General features: G+C 72.9%; 1 protein-coding gene. It reads right to left on the bottom strand.

The window, feature by feature from the left end; translation table 11 throughout:
- Positions 1 to 213: 213 nt before the first annotated feature.
- Positions 214 to 1194, bottom strand: a complete 981-nt coding sequence (locus tag G5C51_RS42060) for an ArsR/SmtB family transcription factor (protein WP_165246211.1) — start codon at positions 1192 to 1194, stop codon at positions 214 to 216.
- Between the last annotated feature and the right edge of the window lie 118 nt (positions 1195 to 1312).

A 1312-nucleotide genomic window follows, 5' to 3' on the forward strand; every position in this document is an offset into this window, starting at 1 on the left:
CTGAGGGATCGGGCTGGGGCTGCGGCTGGGACGGCGGCTGGGACTGCGGCTTCGACTCCGGCTGAGGCTGGTGTTGGGTAGGTGCTGGTACGGGCGGCTTGGCATCGGATGGTGACGGCCGCGCTGCCGGGTCCAGCCCGGCGCGGTGCCAGTGGGGTTGGCTGGCTACGGAGGGAGTGGGGGCCGTGGGCGCGCTGGGGTGCCGGGTGCGGCTTAGTTGGTGAGGCGGCTGCCTTGGGGGGTGCGGCGGTAGAGGACCGAGCGGCCTTTTCGGGTGCGGGTGACCAGGCCTGCTCGTAGGAGGACGCCCAGGTGGTACGAGACTGTGGCCGGGCTCAGGAAGTTGGCTGTGGCCAGGGATGTCGTTGTCGTTGGGTGGTCCAGGGCGGTCAGCAGGCCGGCCCTGGTTGTGCCGAGGAGGGCGGCCAGTGGGCCGTCGCCTGCGGTGGTGGGGCCGGCGCCGACCGGGTAGTTGAGGATCGGTGGTAGTCGCGGGCCCGCCAGCTGGTCCACTGCCACTGTGGGGCGCTGCGCGAGCAGGGACGGGACCAGGACTACGTGCGGCACGTCCATGGAGCCGCAGAACCGGCTTGCGACCTCCAGCGTCCCGTCGCGCCAGCGCATGCCCGGGTGCAGGGTCGAGAAGAGGGCGGCGGCGCCGCGTCGGGCCAGGATGTCCGCGCATCGGTCCACGTCCGCGTCCAGCTCTGCCTTCGCCCTTGGCCAGTGGGCGGCGAAGGTGAGATCCCAGTAGCGTCGCAGCTCGTCCGCTGCCTGGTCGGCGATGCCTGCGCCGTCCCGGTCCAGGGCCTCTCGTAAGACGGTCGGCAGCTCGCTGCCTCTGCCGTCGAGGCCGATGTGCGGGCGGCCGCCGCGTACCACCCGCAGTTCGGTCACGATCCGGTCCGCCGGAGTGGCGCGGACCAGGGCCAGTTCCTCGTCGATGGTGGGGGCGGGGCCGGCCGGGTGCGGGCTCAGGAAGTCGGGTACGTAGCCGCGGTCGATCAGTGCGCACGCTGTCAGCAGCGGCAGCTGTTCGTGGCGCAGCGTGCGGCGGGCGCGGGCGAGCCAGGGGGCGGCGCCGGGGCGTGGGCGCAGGCCCCACGGGAGCAGGGTGGCGGCGACCTCGTGCAGTGGTGAGACGGCGAAGCGGGACTGTGCCAAACCGGCGGCGTCGACGGTGAGTTGCAGCATGGGTGGAGCACCCCCGCAAGCCTTCGAATGTGCTCGAATCCTCGCACGGAAGCCATCCCTCCGGGCGGGCGCCGAGCAAGCTGTGTCCCCGCGGCAACCGCCCGTCCGGCACGGGGGT

Source organism: Streptomyces coryli (assembly GCF_011044975.1).
Taxonomy (GTDB): Bacteria; Actinomycetota; Actinomycetes; order Streptomycetales; family Streptomycetaceae; genus Streptomyces; species Streptomyces coryli.